Below are 22,949 nucleotides of genomic sequence, written 5' to 3'. Positions count from 1 at the left end.
GATGCCGCGGCTTGAGCTCACGTTCGAATCCGGAGAGACGTCGCTGGACGTGCGACGCTTCGACGTCCTGGAGAGCATCTCTGGCCTCTTCTCGCTGTCGATCCTGGCGCGCTCGCCGAACGCGGACATCGATCTAGAGTCGATCGTCGGCAAGCGGGCCACCTTCCGCATCGAGAACGGGCTTGAATTCGCCCGCGCCGGGGCACGCCTCTGGACGGGCGTGTGCAATCAGATCGAGCAGCTTCAGGCCGAGACGACCGGCCTCTCCACGTACCAGCTCCAGATCGTGCCGGCGCTGTGGCTGCTCACCCAGCGGCGGAATTACCGCATCTACCAGCACCTCGCGATACCGGACATCGCCGACAGGATCTTCGACGAGTGGGACATCGCGCCGGCGTGGAGCATCGACCGCGACAAGTACCCCAAGCTCGAGTACAGGTGCCAGTACGGGGAGAGCGACTATACCTTCCTGTCCCGCCTGCTCGAGGAGGCGGGGATCGCGTTCACGTTCCCCGACGACCAGGCCGGCGGCTCGGCGCCGAGGCTGAGCGACAAGCTCCACCTCGCCACGCCCCGGGCGCCCCCGGCGCTCCCGTTCTTCGACGCGCCGAACGACGCGGCCAGGAACGAGTACGTCACCGACGTCGCGCTTAGCCACGAGGTCGAGCCGGGGGCTTACACGATCCGCGACTACGACTTCCGCAATCCCGCCTTCCCCCTCTTCGGCGAGGCGCCCAAGGCGCCCGCGCCCGAGGACAAATACGAGCAGTACCACTACCAGCCGGGCGCGCTCCTGATCGAGGGCGGCGGCCAGGACCGGCGCGGCAACACGCCGTCCTCGGACGACAAGGGGGTCGCGCGTTACGACAAGAAATACGGCGATGCGCTCGCCGAGCGGGCGCTCGACGGGCGGCGCGCCACGAGGCGGAAGGTCACGTTCGAGACCAACGCGCTCGACCTCGCCCCAGGTACGGTGTTCTCCATCGAGAACCACCCCCACGCGGCGCTCGGCGCCGGCAAGAAGCTCCTCGTGACGGAGGTCCAGATCCACGGGGCCGTGGGGGCCGAGTGGACGCAGACGGGTCAGGCCGTCTTCGCGGACGTGCCGTACCGCCCGCTGAAGGGCACGCCGAAGCCGCTCGTCACCGGCGTGCAGAGCGCCATCGTCGTGGGGCCCTCCGGGCAGGAGATCCACACGGACGAGTTCGGGCGCGTCCGCGTCCAGTTCCCCTGGGATCGCGAGGGGAGGAGCAACGACAACAGCTCCTCCTGGATCCGCGCGAGCCAGGGCTGGGCGGGCACCGGGTTCGGGGTGATCACCATCCCGCGCATCGGTCAGGAGGTGCTGGTCGGCTTCCTCGAAGGGGATCCGGATCAGCCCGTGATCGTCGGGCGCGTGTTCAACAGCCATAGCCGCGTCCCCTATGACCTGCCGCAGCACAAGACGCGCAGCACGTGGAAGACGAGCAGCTCCCTCGGGGGCGGGGGCTTCAACGAGATCATGTTCGAGGACCTCGCGGGCCAGGAGCTCGTCTTCATGCAGGCGCAGAAGGACCAGCGCCGGCTGGTCAAGAACGACGAGACGATCACCGTCGGCCACGACCGGCAGAAGCTGGTCAAGGCGAACGAGACGGAGGTGACCCAGGGGAACCGGGCGGAGTTCACCCGCGGCGACCGGGTGGAGCTCACCGACGGGGACCGCACGACGGTCGTCGGCGGCGCGCTCCGCAAGCTCGTCCGGGGCGACGAGGTCGAGCGGTGCGAGGGCGATCTCCTGCTCTGGGTCGGCGGCGAGCAGCACCTCATCGTCAAGCAGGAGAAGCGGGAGCTCGTCGAGAAGGACTGCCACCTCAAGGTGAACGGGAGCCGGAACGAGGCGGTGGGCGGGACACAGTCCCTGTTCGTCGCCGGCGATCAGCACGGCAAGGTGGGGAAGAACTACGCGCTCGAGGCCGGCCAGGAGATCCACCTCAAGGCCGGGACGGCGCTGGTGCTCGAGGCGGCGTCGGATCTGACCATCAAGGGGCCAGGCGGGTTCATCAGGATTGACGCGGGCGGGGTGACGATCGTAGGCAATCTGGTGAGGATCAACAGCGGCGGGGCCGCGGGCTCGGGCAGCGGCGCCAGCCCGGCCGAGCCCGAGGAGCCGCGGGAGGCTCAGGTGGCCGAACCGGCGCGGCCCCAGCCGGACGACGTGAGCAGGACGGGGATCGGACAGTAAGGGGAGGAAGGGGGAGGGCGATGCCGCCTGCAGCGCGGGTGACGGACATGCACGTATGCCCCAAGGTGGAGCCGGGGCCGGTGCCGCATGTCGGCGGGCCGATCCTGCCGGCCGGGGCTCCGACGGTGCTGATCGGGTTCATGCCGGCGGCGCGGGAAGGGGACATGGCGGTGTGCGTCGGACCGCCGGACAGGATCTCGAGGGGCGAGGCGTCGGTGCTCATCGGCAACAAGCCGGCGGCCCGGCTCGGGGATCCGATGGAGCACGGCGGGGCGATCGTGCTCGGTTGTCCGACGGTGATGATCGGATCGTCGCCGCAGGGGGTCGCGCTCTCGGCGGCCACTGCGCCGTTCTGTGAGGAGTGCGAGAAGAACAGGGACCGGGGCTCGGTGTGACGCAACGAGGGCGGCGCGCCATCGTGGAGGCCCGCTGGGCCAAGGCCGCTCCGGCGAACAGGGCCGTGATCGAGCCCGGGAGTGCCCTTCGCATCGGGCGGACCGAGCGGGCAGATCTGGTGGTAGCGGCGGACAGGGCCCTGTCGGCGGTTCATTGCGAGATCCGCTGGGACGGCGCGACGTGCCGGGTCGCGGACCTCGCGAGCCAGGAGGGGACCTGGCTCGACGGCGAGCGGGTGGACGAGGGCGAGGTCAAGAACGGAGGCTGGATCCGCGCGGGGGGGACGGTGTTCGTCGTCTATTTCGAGGGGGCGACGCCGCCGCGGCGCGAGAGCGGGCTCAAGGGCGGCGGCCTGGACCGGCCGACGCCGCTCCAGCAAGACGTGCTCGCGGCGCTGCAGGCGGAGCCGGAGCCGCTCTATGGCGTGCTCGACGCGTCGCGCGGCCTGCGTGTGCTCGAGGTGCTGCGGGAGTCGGTGGAGGAGTATCAGTCGCTGTACGAGGGCATCCAGGGGGAGGCGCTGGCGATGCAGGCGCCGTACCTGGTGCGGCTGCCAAACGGAGCGCGGCTCCTCGAGCAACTCGTGCTGGAGGGGTGGGGGAAAGGGTGGGGGATTTACCTCACATGCCGGCGGCCGTTCAAGGAGGTGCGGACGCATCTGCGGCGGTTCTTGATGGTGGTGAACGACGAGACCGGGGACCGGATGTACTTCCGGTTCTATGATCCGCGGGCGCTCCGGCTGTTCCTGCCGACGTGCACGCCGCGGCAGAAGGCGCAGTTCTTCGGCGAGACCGGGGCTTTCCTGGCCGAGGGCAAGGACGGAGAGGTGTTGCGGTTCGGGGCACAAGCGGCGCCGGTCGTCCTGACGGCCCGAGCGGAGGTGTCGAGCCTGGAGGTGGGCGATGATCCGGGTGCATGAAAAGCAGCTCGGGGAGATGAAGAGAACGCTCGGGCTCGAGCGCTTCGAGGACGAGATGGTCATCCACCTGCATCGCTTTGCGCCCAGGCACGCAGCGGTCATCGGTGACGAATGGGTGCGCCGCACCATTCGGCTCGGGGTCGAGCGGGCGCGAGCCTACGGCGTGACCAACCCGGGGCTCCTGCGGTTCTACGTCGAGCTCATGTTCATGTTCGGCAGCATGTTCGACACGGATCCGCTGCAGCCGTGGGCGGGCGCGATCCTCAAGGATCCTAGCATCCCTGACGAGGCGTCCCGGGTCGACCGTCTCTACGACGCCATGCTCTCGTACCTCGATAACGTCGATCCCGAGCGCACGCTCTCCCTCCAGGCGCTGCGCAATCTTCGGCACCTCCTTCGCGAGGATCCCCCCGTCGCGGCGCTCCGCGTGGAGGAGGTGGCCCTCGACACCATGGCGCGGGTCTACCCGCAGCGCTGCGCATATCTCGGCGAGCCGCTGCTACGACGGCTGATCCGCCGAGGTGCCGAGACGGCGGGTCGGTACGATCTGGGGACGGATCGAGGGGTCGTCCTCATCACGGGGATGATGTTCGGGATCGGGCATGGCTGCGCAGAAGATCCGCTGTTTCCATGGGTGCAGGCCACGCTGCACGACACGGCGATCAAGAGCGCGGAGCGACGCGTCGCGCGCCTGCATAAGCGGGTGGCGATCTACCTGGAACGGGCGCTCGAGTACCTCGAGGGGAGGCGGGCCAATGGGCTGCTGCAATGAGGCGCCGACGCCGACGAGGCCGGCGCCCGCGCCGCCGCCGCCTGTGGTCCAGGCCTGCCCGCTGAATTGCACGTACACCGCCGTCTGGGTCGACACCCGGGCGTACTGCGGCGACAACGCCAGGATGGAGGCGGTCATCACGCCGGCTCCGCCGGACGGACCAGCGACGGTCGAGGTGCTCCTGGCGAACCCCGGCGGGACGCCGAGCTCGGTGTCCACCATCAACACGCGCGTGGCGGGAGGGCGCGTGGACGCGACCTGGGTAGCCAAGGCGGCGTCGGCCAGCTGGCGCACCGATCAGATGCAGTTCCGCATCCACGTGCCGGGGGCCACCGTCACGGGGATTTCGAGCAACACGTTCGCGTTCCGTCAGCGACCGACGACGGACTGGATCCTCATCAACACGGACAGACCTGTCCCTGCGAGCTGCGGCTCGACGCCGCGCAAGGTGATCTACGACGCCAGGCTCGAAGCGAGCACGGTGCACCAATCGCTCAAGCTCCTGTCGCATGGCGACGCCAGCGTGACCGACGCCATCAAATCTTCCTTCGAGGCGCTGGTGAAGACTCAGGCCGAGACGATCTGGAACAACGGCTTCACCAGCAAGAAGTTTCACCGGCGCAGCTGCCAGCGCGGCGCGTCGTGCGACTGCACATTCGATTGCTGCAAGATCGGGTTCCGATTCGACTTGAATTTTGCCGCCGGGCAGCATTGGCGGGTCAAGATCATTCCTGATCCGAACCCGGCGTCACCCTCGATCACCAGCTGGACGCTCTATGACACCAGCGAGTGGGCCTACCCACCCAAAGCGCCCTCCACCACCTACGCACACGAGGCCGGGCATATGATTGGGCAATACGATGAGTATGTGACCAGCTGCAACGATCCGGCGCCGGCCGGCACACAGTACCGGCAACCCGCACCCGTGCCATCGGGCGAGGAGAACTTGATGTCGCACTCCGGGAACACCATCTTGCTCAACCGTCACTACCGGTGGATGCTGCGCTTCCTCAATGACAACGCTGGAGGTGACCTGTATGAAATCATCCCGCCGGGGCCGTGATCCGAGCTGCCGCATGAGCTACCCAGGGTCCTCCCTGCTGGTGTCGTTCTTGCTTGGGCTCATCGGCTGCTGGTCTGGAATCACGGGGTGCAGACCGGGGAAGCATGAAAAGAGGGACGCGATGGAATTCTCGGCGTTGACCTACGTGGTCGGCGACATGCCGGAGGCTCCTCAGGTGCTGACCGTCAAGGCTGACGGTGAGGCGCGCTATATCTCGCACACGAACGAGCGTTTCCCTGAACTGCCCGAGATCGGCGTGTATCAGGCGACTCTCGCTGTGAGCACCTTGAGATCGATCGGCGAGGTGTTCACCAGGGCCGGCTTCGCTCTGCTGCCTGACCACCGAGACAGGATGCCCGAGGGGGCGCGGTTCAGGTCGGTGCGCATCACGACCCGGACCGCGGAGATCGAGAAGCTGGTGGGGCCCGCGGCGCCGGTAGACCCGAGGCTGCAGCAGGTCTTCGATCGCCTTGACGATCTCGTTCGGGAGGTCATGACGCGCCCGCAGCGGGTGCTTCGGGCCGAGCTCCTGTCTCCAGCAGTGGATGCCACGAGCGGCCTCAGCGTCGAGCTTCAGCTGTCGAACATCGGAACGGAAGAGCTCTGGTTTCGTTCGCCCTCCCACGTGGTCACGCAAGGGAACGGCTGGCTGCGCGTCTCGGTCTGGCCGGCGGTTCCTGATCCGGGCTCGATGTGGTCGGAGCAGATCGTCTTCGTTGAGCCGACGCACATCGAGCCGTTCGAAGGCGCCGGCGCGCTTGCCCTCCGACCCAGCGCCTCGAGGCGGTTCAGGCTGAGCGGGGCATTCTCCGGCCAGCCGGGACGAAGGTACATCATGCGTATCACCTTCTGCAACTTCATGGAAAGGCTCGATGACAAATCCCTGAACGTCGGCCAGGTGCTGACGAAGACGTCGGAGTTCACCGTGCCCTGAGCGGCTTTTCGCTGCGAGGAGCTCCGCCGCGCGCCGCCGCTTAGGGCTCGACGTGGGCGGTGTTGAGGGTTGCGCGAGAGCGAATTCGGTATGCCGATACTAGACCTCACCGTTGCCTCCGGCGAGACCTCCCTCTCGGTCAGGCACTTCGCCGTCCATGAGGGCATCTCCACCCTGTTCACCGTCTCGATCACGGCCACCTCCGAAGACCCCAGCATCGATCTCGACACCATCGTCGGCCAGCCGGCGTCCTTCCATGCCGCCCGGGACCTCGCCTTCTCCTCCCTCGGCGGCGCCCGCCGCTGGTCAGGCCTCTGCAGCTCCATGCAGCTCGCCAGGGCCGAACCGACCGGCAAGTCGACCTACCACCTCCACATCGTCCCGCGGCCATGGCTGCTCACCCACCGCCGTGGCCACCGCATCTTCCAGCACCTCTCCATCCCTGACATCGCCGACAGGCTCCTCGCCGAGTGGGACATCGACCCCGCCTGGCAGATCGACCGCGATCGGTACCCGAAGCTCGAGTACAAGGTGCAGTACGGCGAGACCGACTTCGACTTCCTGAGCCGCCTCCTCGAGGAGGCCGGCATCGCGTTCACCTTCCCGAACGACGACGCGGGCGGCTCGCGCCTCCTGCTGGACGACGCGCTCCATACACGCACGCCCCGCGCCACCCCGCCGCTCCCGTACGTCGACCACCCCACCGAGGCGGCGGACCACGAGCTCGTGACCAGGATCCGCCTCTCTCACGACGTCCGCCCTGGCGCGTATACCGTCCGCGACGTCGACTTCCGCAACCCGCCCTTCCCGTTGCTCGGCAAAGCCGAAAAGGCCCCGGCGCCGGAGGAGCGCCACGAGCAGTTCGACTACCGGCCGGGCGCGTTCCTGGTGGCGTCCACGGGAGCCGCCGATACACCCGCCGCGGACGACAAGGGGTCCTACCGCCACGACCAGCCCTCCGGCGACGCGCTCGCCCAGCGCGCCCTCGACGCGGCGCGGGTCGACAAACGCCGCGTCTCGTTCGCGACCAACACCGTCGACCTCTGGCCTGGCATGGTCTTCTCGATCGGGCAGCACCCCCACCCCGAGCTCCCCGACAGCCAGCGGTTGCTCGTGACCCACGTCTTCATCGAAGGATCGCCGGTGGACGCCTGGCACATGTCCGTGAGCGCGGTCTTCGCCAGCGTGCCCTACCGCCCGCCCCGGAGCACGCCAAAGCCGCAGATCCACGGCGTGCAGAGCGCCACCGTCGTCGGGCCCGCCGGCCAGCAGGTCCACACCGACGAGTTCGGGCGGGTGCGCGTGCAGTTCCCCTGGGACCGCGAGGGGGCGAGGGACGACTCGAGCTCGACCTGGATCCGCGTGAGCCAGGGCTGGGCGGGCACGGGCTTCGGCGCGCTCGCCCTCCCGAGGGTGGGGCAGGAGGTGCTCGTCGCCTTCCTGAACGGAGATCCGGAGCAGCCCGTCGTCATGGGGCGGCTCCACAACACGACCAACCCGGTCCCGTACAGGCTCCCGGAGAACAAGACCCGGAGCGGCTGGAAGAGCGACACGTCCTCCGGATCGGCCGGATGGAACGAGATCCTCTTCGAGGACCTCGCGGGCAGCGAGCTCGTCTCCATGCAGGCGCAGAAGAACCTGCGCCGCCTGGTCAAGCACGACGAGACGATCACCGTGGGCAACGACCGGGCGAAGACCGTCGCAGGGAACGAGACGGACACGACGCTCGGCGCGCGGATCGAGGTGACCGGCGGGGATCGAGCCGAGGAGATCTCCGGAGCCCGCACCACGGCGGCCCTTGAGGGCCTCGCGAAGCGCGTCAAGGGCGACGAGCGCGAGCGGACCCAGGGAGACCAGATCGGCCGGGTCGGCAAGGACCGGCACGCCGTCGTCAAGAGGGCGAAGCTGGAGCTCGTCCACCAGGACTTCAGCCTGACCGTGAACGGGCGCCGGAACGAGCACGTCGGCGCGCAGTCCCTCTGCGCCGCGGAGCAGCAGGAGAAGGTGGACGGGCGCTGCGCGCTCGAGGCGGGGATGGAGCTCCACGAGAAGGCGGGCACGGTCCTCGTGGCCGAGGGGGCCGCGGACGTGACCCTCAAGGGGCCCGGCGGCTTCCTCCGGATCGACGCTGGCGGCGTCACCATCTCGGGAACGCTGGTGCTGATCAACGAGGGCGGGTCGCCGGGATCGGCCGCCGACGCCCGGACGACCGCGCCGGAGGAACCCAGAGAGGCATGAGCGAGCACACGGACAGCAGCGTCTCCGTCCTCGGGCTGTCGGACGTGCCGGTCGGCTGGCTCGTCTGGCACCGCCCGCCGAGCAAGCCGGTGCTCACGGTGGTCTGCCGGGCGACCTTCGTCCTGCGGCCCGGCGAGGCGGTGCTCGCGGGGGAGCAGGAGCCGCTCGCCGCCGCCGAGCAGCCGTACCCCGGCGGCGCGAGCCTCGGCATCTACGCGCCCGCGGACCTCATCCCGATGAAGCCGCACGCCGACGTCCTCCTCGTCGGCCACGCGTTTGCGCCCGGGCGCCAGCCGGTGCGCTCGCTCTTCGTCCGGCTCGCGGTCGGCGAGGTGGACAAGCGCATCGAGGTCTTCTGCGACCGGCAGTTCGACCTCCAGGGGGAGCTCCGCGAAGGTCCCCGGTTCGCCAGCATGCCGCTCGTCTACGAGCGGGCCGCGGGAGGGCCTCACACGCCCAACCCCATCGGCGTGCGCCCTGACGTGCGCGACATCTACGGGCGCGTCACGCTGCCCAACCTTCAGCCGCCGGGTCTCGAGATCGCATCGGCGAGTGATCCCGTCGCGCCGATCGGGTTCGGTCCGATCGCGAGGGGCTGGCCCTCGCGCCGCGCGCTGCTCGGCCCTGTCGCGGCCGCGCGGCTGCCCGACAGCTGGCGCGATCAGGTCCTGCCCGGCGACCTCGATCCGGAGCATTTCCAGGCGGCGCCGAGGGACCAGCAGGTGCAGGCGCTCCACGCCGACGAGCGGCTCACCCTCGAGAACCTGCACTTCCAGCACGCGCGGCTCGTCACGCGGCTCCCCGGGCTCCAACCGCGCGCGTTCGTCGAGGGCTGGGGCGCGCCGCAAGGGGTGGCGATGCGGGCCGACACGCTCTGGATCGACGCCTCGCGCGGGCTCTGCACGATGACGTGGCGCGGCCAGATCCGCCTCGAGCACGCGACGCAGCCCGCTCGGGTCCTCGTGGCCATGGAGGAGCCCGGGCTACCGCTGACCTGGGAGCGCATCACGCAGCTCCGGGACGCGGCCGTCGGCGCGACCCAGCAGGCTGCGCTCGACGCCGAGTCCGAGAGGCGGACGATCGCGGTGTCCCCCGAGATGACCCCGGCGCGGACTTCGCCCCTGCCCTTTGCGGCGGTGCAGGCTCCCCGGGCGCCGCACGAGTCCTCCCCGGATGGCGTCGGGTTGCCGTTCCGCCCTCCGGGCGCGCCGCGCCCGCCGCCGATGCCCATGCCGCCGGCGCCATCCGACGACGGGACGGGGACGATCGCCATGCCGGCGGTCCCGGAGATGCCCGCGGCCGCCGCATCGTCGATCCCTCCCGCGTCCGCCTCGGCGACCGCGACGCCGCTCCCCATGGCGCCGCCGGTGCCCCTCGCGCCGCCCACCTCGGCGACCGCGACGCCGCTCCCCATGGCGCCGCCGGTGCCCCTCACGCCGCTCACCTCGGCGACCGCGACGCCGCTCCCCGTGGCGCCGCCCCTGTCGCCCCTGCCGCCCCTGCCCATCACCACGCCCGCGAAGGGCGCCGCGCGGACGCCGCCCCTGTCACCCGCGCCGCGCGCCGCCGCGCCCGACGCGCTGCACCTCGTCTGGTTCCATCCACCGTGCCTCGCGCGCCTCCGCAAGGACCCTCGCCACGCGCCCGTCCTGGAGGCGCTCGACGAGCAGCCGCTCGACGAGGATCTCGACGACCCCACACACGCCGAGGCCACGGCCGACCTCGAGGATCGGCGCGAGGCGTTCGAGATCCTCGCGCGCGGCCCGATCAGCGCCGAGGGCGCCACGGCCGCGCTCGCCAGGGCCGCGCTCGGCGACGGGCGGCTCTTGCAGCCGATCGTCCTCCTGGCAGGAGAGCTCGTCTTTCCGTTCGACCAGCTCGAGGCGCTCAAGGCGATGCTCTCCGCGGCCGCGCCCCACGCCGGCGCAGATCCGGAGGCCAGGGCGGTCCTCGACCTGGTGAAGGAGTTTCTGGGCACGCCGGGGCTGCCCGGCGCGCCGCTCGTCGCCGAGGGCCTCGAGGCGCGCATCCGCGAGACCTTCGAGGCGCACGGCCTCTTGCCGGCGGGCCAGCTCGACGCGCTCGCGGCGCGCGCGCTGCTCGGCGGCCGCCACTTCCAGCGCCGGGCCCTCTTCGGCGCGCCGCACGTGCGCGCGCTCTTCCACGGCCTGGCCGAGGGGCCCATCCCGGCGTACCTGTGCGAGGAGCTCGCCGCCAGGCTGCCCGCGGCGCAGCGGCTCCGTGTCCGGATGCTCGCCCACGTGCACCCCGCGGCGGATGAGCAGGAGACCCACCCGGCGGCGCTGCGCGCGGCGGCGCTCGGGATCGTGAGCCCGTCGACGGTGCGCCGCTGAGCCACCGAGGAGCAGCCTGCCCCATGCCCGAGACCCTGGAGCTTGTCTGGATTGACCCCAAGAGCACGGCGCGCATTCGCAAGCGACCGCCCTGGCAGCGCCTCGTCGACGACGCCGTCCGGGACCCGCCTGCCGCAGCGCCCGCCGGGCCCGAGCTGCCCGGCCAGGCCGTCCCCACGGAGGACCGCCACGACGTGTTCTTGATCCTCGCGCGCTCCGCCGCGACCGACGGCCACGGCGTGGCCGCGGCGCTCTCCGACGCGGTCCGCGAGGACGGCAAGTTCGCCCCGCCGCTCGTGCTCGTCGCGGGAGAGCTGCGCTTTCCGTTCGACGAGCTCGAGGCCCTGAAGGCCGCCGTGACCACGGCGACGCCGTTCGCCGGCGGGGACGAGCCGCTCAAGGCAGCCGTCGCTGCCGCGAACGATTTCCTGAAGACCCCAGGCCTGCTCGCCGCGCCCGCCGTCGTCGAGGGGCTCACGGACCGCATCCGCCAGGCTTTCGGGCGGGTCCGCCGCGCGGTGCCGCCAGGCTACCTCGACGCGCAGATCGAGCGCGCGCTGCTCCAGCACCGCCGTTACCAGAAGCGCATGTTCGCCGGAGCGCCTCACCTCCGCGCGCTGCTCCAGGGGCCTTCGGACAAGGCCCCGATGCTCGTGTACCTCCCCGCCGACCTCGCGACGAAGCTCCCTCTCTACCAGCGCTTTCGTGCTCGCCTCATCGCCGCGGCGCACCTCTCCATGGATCAATTCGAGCCGCACACGTTCGCGCTCGAAGCCCTCGCGCTGGCGCGCCAGATCGCTCCGGCCGCGCCGCCTCGGTGACGGCGGATCGCCGAGCGGCGCGGCGGAGCGGAAACGGGCGGTCCGCGCGGGCGACCAGAACGGACGCGTTCGGTGGTAATAGGGGAGCCGCCTCACGGGCGGCGCACCCGCGCCCGCCCGGAGGTCCCACGATCATCTCGGAGGTCTCATCGTGACGCGTAAAGCCCTTCTCTCATCCCTTGCGCTGGTCTCGCTGGCGGCGTGCGGCGCCCCGCAGCAGCCCGCGGTCTCCCCGGAGCCGAGCCCGGCGCCGGCCGCGCAGGAGACGCCCCCGGCCGCGGCGCCCGCCGCGAGCGAGGCGCAGGCGCCGGCGGAGCCGGCCAAGCCGCAGGCGGAAGCGCCGAAGGCGATCCAGCCCGCCGTCCTCGTGAAGGACGTCGGCTTCTCCTCGCCGGAGTCGGTCCTCTACGACGCCGCAGACGACGTGTACCTCGTGAGCAACGTCAATGGGCCGCCGGGCGCGGCCGACGGCAACGGCTTCATCTCGAAGGTGAGCCCGGAGGGGAAGGTCCTCGAGCTCAGCTGGATCGCCGGGGGGCAGAAGGGCGTGAAGCTGGACGCGCCGAAGGGGCTCGCGATCCAGGGCGACACGCTCTACGTCGCGGATATCACGGTCGTGCGCCAGTTCGACCTCAAGACGGGCAAGCCGAAGGCCGACATCAAGCTCCCGGGCGCGACCTTCGTGAACGACGTCGTGGCCTCCGGCGACGGCAAGATCTGGGCGACGGACACGGGCGTCAAGTTCACGGACAAGCCGATCCCCGAGCCGACGAAGTCCGAGAGCGTCTGGGTCATCGAGAACGGCAAGGCGAGGAGCGTCGCCAAGGGCGAGGAGCTCGGCCAGCCGAACGGGCTCGCCGTGCTCAACAAGGCGGTCTGGATCGCCAGCCTGGCCGGCGGGGAGCTCTACCGCGTCGACGACAAGGGCAAGAAGCAGGACGCGCAGAAGATGCCCAAAGGGTTCCTCGACGGGCTGGTCGCCGCGGGCGACACGCTGTTCGTCACGAGCTGGGAGAGCAACGCGCTCTACCGCGGAAAGCCCGGCGGCGCGTTCGAGGTCCTGGTGCCCGACGTCAAGGGGCCCGCGGACCTCGGCTTCGACACGAAGCGCAGCCGGGTGCTGCTCCCGCTGTTCCTCGACAACGCGATCGCGGCGTACGACGTGAAGTGACGCCGCGCGCCTGAGCTCCTCGCGGAACCGCGAGACGAGCTCGGCAGCCTACCCGCCGCGCGAAGCGCGGGCGACATCCGGAACCCTGCGAGTCCGATGCACGGCGTGCATGAGGTCCATGCCGCCTGCGAGCTGGAGGCGCGCCGGCCGGAGAGCTATGCTGATCCTCAGAAAATAAGATTATTTCACATTACTTAACACACTGGCGCTCCGATCTAATCATGGGAGCGTGAGAGAGCGCGGCGCCGCTCTCCGCCGGGGGACGGCGGGCGTCGCTGCCGCACGAGGTGTTTGCGGCGTCGCGTGACGCGCGGCTCACGCAGGCGCCTCGGACTCGAAACGAGCCCGGAATGCGGGGCGCTCTCAAGCGAAACGCGCGCAAGGAGCTCGCTTGGACAGCGGGATCGGCGGGCGGCCCTTTCCCGGCGAGCGCGCCGGATGTGCAGCAGTATTTCCGGGGTGTTGCGAGAGCCATCGACACCGAGGGGACGCCGTCCAAAACCTGCTCCCGCCAGCATGGCGACAAGAGCAGATGGGAGCGAAAGCTGCCGCCCTAGCGGATTCACCCACGATATCTCCTGTCGCGTCCTGTCGCGTCCTGTCGCTCCCGCCGCCGCGAATGGTTCTTGACATATCGAGTCGTTTTGCTTATTGGTGGTCCACAAGGCATAGATCGTCCTGTGTTACAGAATCGTAATTTCAGGCTGCATTGGGCGAGTGTCGCGTTCTCGCAAATAGGGAGCTTTTTCACGACGATCGCGCTGCCGTGGCTGGTGCTGACCATCGCGAACGACGACCCGATCAGCATGACGACGGTGCTGGCGGCGGGCAGCATCTCGAACGGCTTCTTCATCCTCGCCGGCGGCGGGCTCGCGGATCGCTTCTCTCCGATGAGGACGCTCCTCGTGAGCCGAATCGCGTTCGTCCTCGTCATGGCGAGCCTGGCCGTGCTGACGTGGCTTTCGTTCGTGCCGCTGTGGCTGCTCACCGTCTATGCGGTGGTCCTGGGCACCCTGGGGGCCGTGGGCGTGCCGGCGAGCCAGTCGCTCCTGCCCGCGATCCTGAAGCCGTCCGAGCTGGGGCACGGGAACGGCGTCATCATGGGCACGCTGCAGGTGGCCCAGATGGTGGGGCCGATCCTGGCCGGGTGGCTGCTCTGGTTCAGCCGGCGCCTCAGCGGGGTGGCCGAGGGCAGCCCGGAGCCGGCGAGCATCGCCGCGGCGTTCGCGGTCGACGCCAGCCTGGTGCTCGTCGCCGTGGTGCTGATGTCCTTCATGAAGGTCGCGGTCGCGCCGTCGCCCTCGGTGCGGGTGCTGGAGCTCCTCCGCGAGGGCGTCCGGTTCTGCTGGAGGCAAACGGGCATCCGGCTGGTGATCGGGTACCTCGTGCTCGTCTCCTTCTTCCTCCACGGGCCCCTGATGGTGGGGCTGCCGCTCCTGACCAAGCTCACGCTGGGCATGCACGAGCGCGGGCTCGGCGTCCTTTATTCGATGATCGGCTGCGGGACCATCCTCGGGGTGATCCTGGCGGCGCTGACGAAGCCGAGCGCCAGGCGGCTCGGGGCGATCGTGCTCTGCTGTGATCTCGTCGCGGGCATCGCCTTCACCACGCTCGGCCGCGTGGACAGCGGGGTCGCCGCGGGCGCCCTGCTGCTCCTCCTGGGCGGGGGGCTCGGCTTCACCATGGTCGCGGGCACCACGTGGTTCCAGACCCGGACGCCCCCCGAGTACATGGGGCGGGTCATGAGCTTCGTCATGTTCGCGCTCTACGGCCTGGCCCCGCTCTCGGGGACCATCGCGGGGTACCTGATCGACGCGACGTCCGTCGGCCAGGTGATCAGCGGCGCGGGGCTGGTCATCGCCGCCGTCTCCGGCGTCGGCCTGCTGATCCCGCGTGTCCGTCGCATGGGGGATCTTCCGGCGTACCCGCAGGCGACCGTCCGCGTTCCGGCGTCATGACAGCCGTCGGACGCCCGCGCCCACCCACGAGGACCGCCGGCCCGAATGCGCGGCCAGCGGTCGAGCAGCGCCATTCGAAGCGACGACCGAATCTGGGGAGTCCATGAAAAATTCGAGTCATCTGACGCATCGGATCAAGATGTCCAGCGATATCGCCATCGTCGGTATGGCGTGTCGCTTCCCAGGAGGAGCGAACAGCCCCGAGGCGTTCTGGGATTTCCTGATGGCCGGCGGAGACGGCATCGTTCCGGTCCCGGAAGACCGCTGGGACAGCAAGGCGTATTTCGATCCGGATCGGGACAAGAAGAACCGGATGTACGTCGACCGGGGCGGGTTCATCGGGGGCATCGACCTGTTCGACCCCCTCTTTTTCGGCATCTCCCCGGCGGAGGCGAACCAGATCGATCCGCAGCACCGGTGGCTGCTCGAGCTCACGTACGAGGCGCTGGAGAACGCCGGCCTGAGCGCCCGCGCGCTGCGAGGGAGCGACACGGCCGTCTACGTCGGGCAGTTCATGCACGACTACGAGCAGCTGCAGCTCGACGGGAGGGCCCACAGCCTGATGAACAGCCACTCCGCGACCGGCCCCTCGATGACCCTGACGTCCAACCGGATCTCGTATGCCTTCGACTTCCGGGGCCCGAGCGTGACGCTCGACACGGCGTGCTCCTCGTCGCTCGTCGCGCTGGACATGGCGTGCAAGGCGCTCCTCGACGGCGACTGCCAGCTGGCGGTGGCCGGCGGCGTGAACATCCTGCTGCGGCCGGAGATCACCATGGCGCTCTGCAAGGCGTCGATGCTGTCGCCCGACGGGAGGTGCAAGAGCTTCGACAGGGCGGCCAACGGCTACGTGCGCAGCGAAGGCGCGGGCGTCGTCCTGCTGAAGAAGCTGTCCGACGCGCAGCGCGACGGGGACGACATCCTGGCGGTCATCAAGGCGTCTGGGGTGAACCAGGATGGTCATACCGTCGGCATCACGGTGCCGAGCGGCGATGCTCAGCAGGCGCTCCTCTCGCGGTCGCTCGAGCGCGCCGGCATCGGCGGCGCGGAGATCCAGTACGCGGAGGCGCACGGCACCGGGACGGCGGTCGGCGACCCGATCGAGGTCAATGCGCTGGGCGCCGTCCTCGGCGCGCGGCGCGACGGCGCGGACCCGTGCGTGATCGGCTCGGTCAAGAGCAACATCGGCCACATGGAGCCTGCGGCGGGCATCGCCGGGCTGATCAAGACGGTCATCGCCCTGAAACGCGGCGTCATCCCGGGCAATCTACATTTTCACGAGATCAATCCGGCGATCGATCTGCAAGCGCTCAAGCTTCGTGTCGCCGCTTCTCGGCTGCCGTGGCCTGACACGAAGGGCGGCACGCGCAAGGCGATCGTCAACTCCTTCGGGTTCGGCGGCACCAACGCGAACGTGGTCCTGGAGGAGCCGCCGCAAGCAGCCGACCGCAGCGCCACGCAGGCGCCCGTCGTCAACGGCCACGCCAAGGTGCTGGTGGTCAGCTCGAAGACCGAGCAGGGCCTGAAGCAGCTCGCCGGACGGTACGCGGCATTCCTCGCGTCCACCGCGGCCGCGGTCGCGGACGGCGGGGACGCGGGCCGCTCCGAGCTGCATGACATCTGCTACACCGCGGCGGTCCGGCGCGAGCACCACAAGGTCCGCCTGGCGGTGACGGGATCCAGCGTGGCGGAGCTCCAGCAAGGGCTCGAGAGCTTCGTCGAGGGCCGCCCGTCGCCGTCCTGCGTGAGCGGCCGTGCTTCCACGGAGGATCGCGCGCGGATCGGCTTCGTGTTCTCGGGGATGGGGACCCAGTGGGCGGGCATGGGGCGCGAGCTCTACCGCGCGGAGCCCGCGTTCCGGGCGGCCTTCGAGCGGTGCAGCGGCGCCCTGGAGGTGTACACCGGCTGGTCGCTGCTGGAGAAGGTGCTCGCTGCCGGCGACAAGGACGGCATCGCCGACACCGCGATCGCTCAGCCCGGGATCTTCGCGGTGCAGGTCGCGCTGAGCGAGCTCCTGAAGACCTGGGGCATCACGCCGAGCGCCGTGGTCGGGCACAGCGCCGGTGAGGTGAGCGCCGCGTACGTGGCAGGAGCGCTGAGCTTCGAGGACGCCGTGCACGTCGTCTACCACCGGAGCCGCCTGCAGGCGACGACGGAGGGGATGGGGAAGATGCTCGCCGTCGGCGTGAGCGAGGCCCGGCTGCCGGCGTACCTCGCGGGCCTCGAGGCCAAGGTCTCGGTGGCGGCGATCAACAGCGACGACGCCATCACGCTCGCGGGAGACGAGCAGGCGCTCGCGGCGATCGCCGCGCGGCTGGAGGCCGAGGGGGTCTTCGCGCGGTTTCTCAAGGTGGGTGTTCCCTACCACAGCCCGGTCATGGACCGGCTGAAGGCGCCGCTGATCGAGGCGCTCGGCAAGATCGTGGTCAGGACACCTCATACGCCTCTTTACTCGACCGTCTCGGGGCAGCTCACGCGCGCCGGCGACTGGGGCCCGGAGTACTGGTCGCGCAACGTGCGCGATCCCGTCCTGTTCAAGGCGGCGATCGACGCTGTCGCTCGGGACGGGGTGCGGATGTTCCTGGAAGTGGGCCCTCACCCCGCGCTGGCCCCGTCGATCGAGAAGAACCTCGCCCGGAGCGGCCTGGAGGGGGCGGTCGCCACGACGCTCAAGCGCGATCAGGACGACGTGGCGATGATGGCCCGCGCGCTGGCGAGCTTGCACGTCGCTGGCCACGAGGTGGACTGGCGGCGGCTCTACCCCGGCGCAGGGCGGCTCTCGCCCCTGCCGAACTACGCCTGGCAGCACGCGAAGTACTGGAACGAGCCCGAGGAGATCCGGCGCGCGCGGATCAAGAACGTGAGTCACCGCGGCGGCTTCTCGGAGGCAGGTCACCCCTTGCTCGGCGGCAAGCTCAGCTCGAGCTCGCCGATCTGGCAGCAGGCGATCGATCTGGGGGAGCAGTCCTACCTGGCTGATCATCAGGTCGACGGAGACCCAGTGTACCCTGGGGCTGGCTACATCGAGATGGCGCTCGCCCTGGCCGGCAAGCAGTACGGCCGCCCTCGGATCACCCTGGAGAACATCGAGTGCAAGCGGGCGCTCTTCCTTCACCGGGACAGGCCGACCTGGCTGGAGAGCAGCGTGGGAGCCGACAAGAGCTCGCTCGTGATCAGCGCTCTGGACGCGCAGTCAGGTCAGTGGATGGTCCACAGCGAGGCCGTGATGGTCGACATCGAGCCTGCGGCGCCCGCCGATCGCGTGCCGGTGGCGGAGCTCCGCGCCCGCTGCCCCTCCCCCCTCGACAAGGCGAGCTTCTACGAGCACTGCCGCCGCATGGACCTGTCGTACCAGGGGCACTTCCAGGCGGTACAGCGCGCCTGGGTCATCAGCAGGGACGAGATCCTGGCGGAGATCTCCGTACCGGAGGACTGGGCCGCGGAGGGCGAGGGCTACCTGCTGCATCCGGTGCTGATGGACGCGGCGTTGCAGGCATTGCTCCCCGGGGTCGATACCAGCCACCTGCCCGTGAAGATCGCGACGCTGCATTACCACCGGCGGCCGCGGCACGACTCCTATTCCTACGCGACGGTCACCCACCGCGGCGCCGGCGTGATGCGTGGCGACGTCGTCCTGGCTGATCCCGACGGCACCATCACCGTGGAGGCCCGCGGCATCGAGCTGAAGGCGACGCGTGCAGAGGACGCGAGCGCCGGCGACGCCGCGTCGCTCCTGTATCACTTCTGCTGGGAGAAGCGGGCCGACGCGCGCCCGGAGGACGGCGGGGCCGTCGCCGGCGCAGGGACGTGGATCCTCCTCGGCGACGGGACGGGCGTCGGGCCGCGCGTGGCCAGGGAGCTCGAGCGGCGGGGGCAGTCGGTGCTTGTCATCCCGGCGCTCGGCTCTCCGGCGGCGGAGGCGCGCGGGATCCCCGGAGAGATCCGATCGAGCGACGACCTTTTGCCGATCCTCGAGCAGTGCGCCGCGACGTGCCGTGGCATCCTCTACCTGCGGGGCCTCGGCGGGCGGCCGTGCGAGGGGCTGACCGCGCCGGAGGTGCTCGAGAGTTGCCGCGACACCGCCGTGGTGCCGCTCTTCGTTGCACAGGCGCTCGACCGGGTGTCGTGGCGCAGCCCTCCGCCCGTCTACTTCGTGAGCCAGGGAGCGCACCAGATCGAGGCGTCCGATCCGGCGCCGCAGCCGGCGCAGGGCGCCCTGTGGGGCTTTGCCCGCGTGTTCGCCTCGGAGTTCCCGGCCCACGCCACGACGCTGGTGGATCTGGCCGCGCACGCCGACGACAGCCTCGTCGCCGAGCTCGTCATTCATCTGCTCGCCGGCGAGTACGAGCAGGAGATCGCGTTGCGACCGGGCGCGATCTACTGCAATCGCCTGAAACAGCTCGGCGAGGCGGAGCTCTGCGAGTACGCCGAGCAACCGCGGCTGCCGGCCCAGGGGCGCCCGTTCCGGATCGCGAGCAAGCCGAGCTCGGCGGACGGGCGCCGGCTGATCGCCCTGTCGTTCGCGCTGCCCGAGCCAGGCCTCGACGCCGTGACGTTGAAGGTCGAGCGCGCGGCCGTCACGCAGCGCGAGATCGAGCGCGCGATCGGGGCGCAGGCCGAGGGCATGAGCCCCCTGTCGTTCGAGCCCGGCTTCGGCTGCGTGGGCGTCGTGACGCACGCCGGTCCCGGAGCGCGCGTGTTCGCCCGGGGGAGCGAGGTGGTCGGGTTCGCGGGCCCAGGGCTCGCCTCGCACGTGGTGGCGCGAGGCGAGCTGCTCGTCCCCAAGCCGCGCCGCCTGTCCGCCGACGAGGCGGCGATGCTGCCGGCGGTGTACCTCAGGGCCCACTATGCGCTGACGCACATCGCGAACCTGCAGCCGGGCGAGCGCGTGCTCGTCCACGAGGGCGCGGACGCGGTCGGGCTGGCCGCCATCCAGCTCGCGCGACGCGCGGGGGCCACGGTGTTCGCGTCCGCGCGGACCGCGGAGAAGCGCGCGAGGCTCCGCGCGCTGGGGGTGGCCGTCGTGGTCGACTCGAGCACCTACACGTTCGTCGACGAGATCCTGGCGGCGACCGGGGGGCGCGGGGTGGACGTCGCGCTCAACCAGCTCGGCGGGCAGCTCGTGAGCAAGACCCTGGCCGTGCTCAAGCCGATGGGCCGGTTCGTCGAGCTGGGGCGAGCGCCGATCCCGTCGAGCTCGGCCGTCCTCGAGCAGATCGTGGCGAGGAACATCACGTACCGCGGCGTCGATCTCGACGTCCTCCTCGCAGAGAACCCCGCCCTGTGCGGGCAGATGCTGCGCGAGCTGTGCGAGATGGCCGACCGCGGCGCGCTCGATCCGATCCGCGCGAGGTCGTTCGCGAGCACGGAGGCGGACGCGCTCGTCTCGTACGTTCGAGGCGAGGAGGGGAGCGGCGCCGCCACCCTGTCCTTCGACGGCGCAGACCAGCGGGTGGCGCCGGGCTTCGAGCGCGCCGTCGTCAACCCTCGCGGCACCTACCTGGTGACAGGCGGGCTGGGCGGGCTGGGGCTCGAGGTCATGCGCTGGCTCGTCGCGGAAGGCGCCCGCTCCATCGTGCTCATCGGGCGGAGCGAGCCTGCCGGGAGCGCGCTCGCCGCCATCGATTCGGCGCGGGCAGAGGGCGTGGTCGTGACGACGATGCGGGCCGACGTGGCCGAGCCGGCCGACGTGGCGCGTGTCCTCGGCGCGATCGCCGAGCGCCTGCCGCCGCTCGCCGGGGTCGTGCACGCGGCCGGGGTGCTCGACGACGGCATGATCGCGGGCCAGAGCGAGGAGCGCTTCGCGCGCGTGCTCGCCCCGAAGATCAAGGGGGCGTGGAACCTGCATATGCAGACCGAGGCCGCGCACCTCGATCTCTTCGTGTTGTTCTCGTCGATCGCGTCGGTCATCGGCTGGGCAGGGCAAAGCAATTACGCCGCGGCCAACGCGTTCATGGACGCGCTCGCGCACCACCGCCGGGCCCTCGGCAAGCCGGCGCTGTCGATCAACTGGGGACCGTGGGCCGGCTCGGGCATGGCTGCGAACCTGGACGAGAGGGATATCCGCCGCATGAGGGAGGCGGGGCTCACCGCGCTCGACGCGTCCCCCGCGCTCTCGGCGATGGCGCGGCTCCTGAGCTGGCACGCGCCGCAGGCGGGCGTGTTCGAGGTGGACTGGTCCTCCGTCTTCAAGCACGAGCTCGATCCGGCGCGGAAGACCGTGTTCCGGAGCCTGCTCGGCGCCTCGGCCGCGGGCGCCGAGGCCGACTTCGTGGACAGGCTGAGCGCGGCTCCCGCGGCGGAGCAGCTCACCCTGCTCGCGGATCAGGTCAGCGCGCAGCTGGCCGCGGTGCTGGGCCTCGAGTCCGCGAGCGGCGTGGATCGCGGCGCGAACGTGTTCGACTACGGGGTCAGCTCGCTCATGGCGATGGACCTCGTGAGCCGGCTGCAAGGCGCCCTGAAAATGAAGCTGTCGGCGACGCTCGTCCAGAAGCACCCGACGGTCGACGCCATGGCGAAATGCATCGCCGAGCAGCTGAAGGTGCGGGACACGGCGGAGAGCGGAGACGAGCTGTACTGGGATCCCGGATCGCCGGACGTCGTGGTGAACCGCGAGGTCAACGGCCGGTTGCCCGCGCTCAACACGTCGGTGCTCCACTGGATGCACGAGGGGCACACCGAGCATTTCAACGTCGGGGCGATGCTGGAGATCGACGCGTCGATGTTCGATCGGAAGGCGCTGCGGACCGCGCTCAACATCCTGTTCACGCACCACGACGGCTGCCGCGCCCAGGTCTTCCCGGGCGACTCCGGGATGCAGGCCGAGATCATGCCGCTCGGGGACGGCGTGCGCATCGTCGAGCACGATCTGCGAGGGCTCGGGTACGAGGCCGGCGTCGCTCGCATGACCGAGCTCAACAACGAGCTCCACAAGAGCCTCACGTTCAGGCGCGGCGACCCGCTGTACCGCGCTGCCTATTACCAGATCGACGACGAGAACCCCCATCGCTTCTTCCTCGTCTTCCACCACTACATCTCGGACGGCTGGTCGCAGCGGCTCCTGGCGGGCCAGCTCCCGAGCATCTACCTCAAGGTGCTGAACCGCGAGGCCGTGAGGCTGCCGGTCAAGTCCTACACGCTGCTCGACTGGACGCGCCGGATGCACGACTTTGCGCACGGCGAGGCCGTCCGCCAGATCCCGTACTGGCTGGCCACGATCGACAGGGCGCGGCGCGGCGAGATCGCGGACGAGAAGACGCCGAGCGGGCAGCGGCGGATCGAGGACTACGGCGTCCATTACACGACGCTCGAGCGCGACACGGAAGAGCGGATCAACGAGTATTGCCGCGCCCACAACGTCGAGCTCACCGATCTCGGGACCTACGCTCTCGTCAAGGCGTTCTCGAGGCTCACCGGCGCCGAGTCGCTCTGGGTCGAGCTCACCACCCACGCGCGGACGGGGGTATTCCCGGACGTCGAGGTCCCGGAGCTCTTCGGCCAGATCTCGGAGCTCGGGGCCGTCCTGTTCGAGCTCCCGCAGGGCAAGCCCGCGCTGGAGCAGATCGCGGCCGTCCGCGAGCAGCGCCTCGGCGTGCCGAACGCCGGGATCGGGCTTCGCGCCCTCCGCTTCGTGAACCGGAGCGCCGAGGTCCGCGAGAAGATCGAGGAGCGGTACGCGCCGCAGGTCGGGTTCAACTTCGATCTGACCGAGTACGCGGGCGAGGCTGGTGAGAAGAGCTGGTTCCGGTTCGCGCGCGAGGGGATCGGCGACGCGCACGGCAAGCACGTGCGCAAGCCGGCCGACGAGGTGCGCCTCGCGTTCTATGTCCACCTGTTCCGGCACGAGGGGCGCATCGTCGTGACGATCGCCCACCATCGCGACAGGTTCCGCGAGGAGACCATCACCTCGATCGCCGAGGACTTCATCTCGCTGATGACGCGGGTCGCAGAGGGCGAGGCGAGCGCGCTGCCCGGCGCCGCCGCCGAAGCCCCCGCTCGCGTGGCGAGCAGCAGCCGCGCCGCTCGCCAGCTCGCCGTGCAGTGAAGCCAGCCCGAGCTGCCGGACGCCCCGGCAGCTCGGATGACAACATCGGTGATCTCAC

At 70.3% G+C, this 22,949-nt stretch carries 11 protein-coding genes and 1 pseudogene; all 12 read left to right on the top strand.

Going from position 1 to position 22,949, the window contains the following annotated elements; translation table 11 throughout:
* Position 1 precedes the first annotated feature (1 nt).
* Positions 2 to 2,221, top strand: coding sequence for a type VI secretion system Vgr family protein (locus WMF43_RS26855; protein ID WP_437668811.1), 2,220 nt, complete (start codon positions 2 to 4; stop codon positions 2,219 to 2,221).
* A 20-nt stretch (positions 2,222 to 2,241) separates the two neighbouring features.
* A pseudogene (locus WMF43_RS26850) lies at positions 2,242 to 2,529 on the top strand (PAAR domain-containing protein); the annotation flags it as partial.
* Between the two features lie 83 nt (positions 2,530 to 2,612).
* Entirely contained in the window at positions 2,613 to 3,536 is a 924-nt protein-coding gene (locus tag WMF43_RS26845) for a DUF4123 domain-containing protein (protein ID WP_437668810.1), read from the top strand.
* Between the two features lie 16 nt (positions 3,537 to 3,552).
* On the top strand, positions 3,553 to 4,308 hold the full coding sequence (locus WMF43_RS26840) for a hypothetical protein (RefSeq protein ID WP_437668809.1): 756 nt from the start codon (positions 3,553 to 3,555) through the stop codon (positions 4,306 to 4,308).
* The gene (locus WMF43_RS26835; protein ID WP_437668808.1) at positions 4,292 to 5,371 is read left to right on the top strand and encodes a hypothetical protein; all 1,080 of its coding nucleotides are present in this window, start codon (positions 4,292 to 4,294) and stop codon (positions 5,369 to 5,371) included. The genes WMF43_RS26840 and WMF43_RS26835 overlap by 17 nt, the downstream gene beginning before the upstream one ends.
* A gap of 121 nt (positions 5,372 to 5,492) precedes the next feature.
* Positions 5,493 to 6,305 carry a hypothetical protein gene (locus WMF43_RS26830; RefSeq protein WP_437668807.1) on the top strand — a complete coding sequence of 271 codons (813 nt, stop codon included), beginning with the start codon at positions 5,493 to 5,495 and terminating at the stop codon, positions 6,303 to 6,305.
* A gap of 90 nt (positions 6,306 to 6,395) precedes the next feature.
* Entirely contained in the window at positions 6,396 to 8,543 is a 2,148-nt protein-coding gene (locus WMF43_RS26825; RefSeq protein ID WP_437668806.1) for a type VI secretion system Vgr family protein, read from the top strand.
* Complete coding sequence (locus WMF43_RS26820) at positions 8,540 to 10,897, top strand: DUF2169 domain-containing protein (RefSeq protein ID WP_437668805.1); 2,358 nt, start codon at positions 8,540 to 8,542, stop codon at positions 10,895 to 10,897. The genes WMF43_RS26825 and WMF43_RS26820 overlap by 4 nt, the downstream gene beginning before the upstream one ends.
* 23 nt (positions 10,898 to 10,920) lie before the next feature.
* The gene (locus WMF43_RS26815) at positions 10,921 to 11,718 is read left to right on the top strand and encodes a hypothetical protein (protein WP_437668804.1); all 798 of its coding nucleotides are present in this window, start codon (positions 10,921 to 10,923) and stop codon (positions 11,716 to 11,718) included.
* 151 nt (positions 11,719 to 11,869) lie between these two features.
* A complete protein-coding gene (locus WMF43_RS26810; RefSeq protein ID WP_437668803.1) occupies positions 11,870 to 12,889 on the top strand; it encodes an SMP-30/gluconolactonase/LRE family protein in 1,020 nt (339 codons plus the stop codon).
* 680 nt (positions 12,890 to 13,569) lie between these two features.
* Positions 13,570 to 14,847: an MFS transporter gene (locus WMF43_RS26805; RefSeq protein ID WP_437668802.1), complete on the top strand. Its 1,278-nt coding sequence runs from the start codon at positions 13,570 to 13,572 to the stop codon at positions 14,845 to 14,847.
* Between the two features lie 139 nt (positions 14,848 to 14,986).
* Entirely contained in the window at positions 14,987 to 22,891 is a 7,905-nt protein-coding gene (locus tag WMF43_RS26800) for an SDR family NAD(P)-dependent oxidoreductase (RefSeq protein ID WP_437668801.1), read from the top strand.
* Positions 22,892 to 22,949 lie beyond the last annotated feature (58 nt).

This window comes from Sorangium sp. So ce131 (genome assembly GCF_051519095.1).
Taxonomy (GTDB): Bacteria; Myxococcota_A; Polyangia; order Polyangiales; family Polyangiaceae; genus Sorangium.
This window is presented reverse-complemented; position numbering and strand designations above follow the sequence as displayed.

Bases quoted from the DNA above. Each gene is read 5' to 3' on its own strand.
- WMF43_RS26825 (WP_437668806.1), top strand. From the start codon at position 6,396: ATGCCGATACTAGACCTCACCGTTGCCTCCGGCGAGACCTCCCTCTCG.
- WMF43_RS26815 (WP_437668804.1), top strand. From the start codon at position 10,921: ATGCCCGAGACCCTGGAGCTTGTCTGGATTGACCCCAAGAGCACGGCG.
- WMF43_RS26835 (WP_437668808.1), top strand. From the start codon at position 4,292: ATGGGCTGCTGCAATGAGGCGCCGACGCCGACGAGGCCGGCGCCCGCG.
- WMF43_RS26820 (WP_437668805.1), top strand. From the start codon at position 8,540: ATGAGCGAGCACACGGACAGCAGCGTCTCCGTCCTCGGGCTGTCGGAC.
- WMF43_RS26840 (WP_437668809.1), top strand. From the start codon at position 3,553: ATGAAGAGAACGCTCGGGCTCGAGCGCTTCGAGGACGAGATGGTCATC.
- WMF43_RS26830 (WP_437668807.1), top strand. From the start codon at position 5,493: ATGGAATTCTCGGCGTTGACCTACGTGGTCGGCGACATGCCGGAGGCT.
- WMF43_RS26855 (WP_437668811.1), top strand. From the start codon at position 2: ATGCCGCGGCTTGAGCTCACGTTCGAATCCGGAGAGACGTCGCTGGAC.
- WMF43_RS26800 (WP_437668801.1), top strand. From the start codon at position 14,987: ATGTCCAGCGATATCGCCATCGTCGGTATGGCGTGTCGCTTCCCAGGA.